Raw genomic sequence first — 1,715 nt, 5'->3', positions numbered from 1 at the left:
GGCGCCTGGCCACCAGATCGCCCCCCGCCCGTCGATCATCGGCAGTTTCGGCTGGCTGAATAGAGACGGCGACAGATGCGCCCGGCCGCGTTCGGCGACGGGCGCCTGAAGGCTGGAATGGAAGGCTGCGTGGTTGGCGAGGCGCATCGGAAAGCGGCCCTGCACCGGTGGCACGGCTTCCTCGAATGCCTTTAACCCAACCTCGTTCCCTGCCAGCACCAGCATCCCGCCAAGGTCGATGGAGAGCGTCAGAACATGGTCCGCGCGTGTCTCGATATCAGCGACCAGCGCCATCAGTTCCGCCTTGCGCACCGGGTCGGGCCGCCAATCCTCACCCACGAAGGGGTAGATCGACTGCCCGCCGATCAAGGCTTCCTGCATCAGGGTGCCCATGGTGTTGACCACCTCAAACCCGGCTTCCGCCGTCAGCGCGCCACCGCAAGCGAGCGCCGAATACCAACCCATCGAATTGCCGGTGACGGCGACCACCTCGACCCCGTCGATGGCGCGGAAATCGCCCAATGTCGCCGCGTAGATCAAGGCCGAGGCATTGTCGCCGCGGGTATGCTTGGCGACCGAATAGCTGGCCGCCCCGTCAAGTGCCGACAGCGTTTCCTGCCCCATCGCCTCGCGCGTCCGGTTGAAAGTGCCCAGTAACGCGCGGTCGGCGAAATGGCGTTGCAGGTAGCCAAGTTCGGTCTTGGTATAGGTGCCCCGTCCGGGGCAGATGACAACGGCGGTTTTCATTTCGCCCCCCCGATCAGCGCCATGGCGGCGTCGTATATGCTGCCCGCCGACGGCATTGTGGCGGCATAAGCGGGGCCGGTGGCGATGAAGCTGTCCTCGGCGGTCAGCCGCGCCTTTGGTACATCGGTGCGTTCAGAAAACAACGCCATCAGCGCCTCGGCCACGCCGCCCGAGCGGCGGGTTTCATCCACGATCAGGATGCGCTTCGCGCCTTTCACGGCATCGACCAATGCGTCCGCCGGCAGGGGCGACAGCCAGCGCATGTCGACGACCCGCGCTTTTACACCCGCCCCGGCCAGCCGCCGTTCAGCCTGCCGCGACAGGTAATAGCCGTTGCCGAAGGTGACAATGGCAAGGTCCGTACCACGACCATGCACGCCCACATCGCCCAGCCCGATCACCTCGGACCGTTCGGGGTAGCGGCACATCCAGCCGCCGTCCTTTTCCCCATGCAGGTCCCGCATCGGGTAAAGCGCGATGGGTTCGAGGAAGACCACGACCCGTTGCTCTTCCCGCGCCAGCCGCACGCATTCGCGCATCATCCGCGCGGCATCCGCCCCGTTCGAGGGGCAGGCGAGGACCACGCCCGGAATGTCGCGCAACACCGCGACCGAATTGTCGTTGTGGAAATGCCCGCCAAAGCCCTTCTGATAGCCAAGCCCCGCGATCCGCAGCACCATCGGATTGGTGTATTGCCCGTTCGAGAAGAAGGGTAGCGTCGCCGCCTCGCCCCGGATCTGATCCTCGGCATTGTGCAGATAGGCGAGGAACTGGATCTCGGGCATCGGCACGAAACCATTCTGCGCCATGCCGATGGCCAGACCCAGAATGGATTGCTCATCCAGCAACGTGTCGATCATCCGGTCCGGGCCGAAACGCGCCGTCAGTTTCTGAGTGACACCATAGACGCCGCCCTTGCGGCCGACATCCTCGCCCATCATGACGATCTCGGGGTGTTCCAGCATCAG

Annotated in this window: 2 protein-coding genes; both read right to left on the bottom strand. The window is 64.8% G+C overall.

Annotation, left to right across the window (positions count from 1 at the left end; translation table 11 throughout):
* A partial coding sequence (locus WBB85_RS02645) for an ACP S-malonyltransferase (protein ID WP_432637074.1) occupies nt 1–747 on the bottom strand: 747 nt, incomplete at its 3' end.
* Nucleotides 744–1,715 (bottom strand): alpha-ketoacid dehydrogenase subunit beta (locus tag WBB85_RS02640; RefSeq protein ID WP_432637073.1); only part of this gene is annotated, 972 nt, incomplete at its 5' end. The genes WBB85_RS02640 and WBB85_RS02645, both read right to left, overlap by 4 nt.

Source organism: Albidovulum sp., assembly GCF_049646345.1.
Lineage (GTDB): Bacteria > Pseudomonadota > Alphaproteobacteria > Rhodobacterales > Rhodobacteraceae > Albidovulum.
The sequence above is the reverse complement of the archived record's forward strand: the minus strand, read 5'-3'. Positions and strand labels throughout refer to the sequence as shown.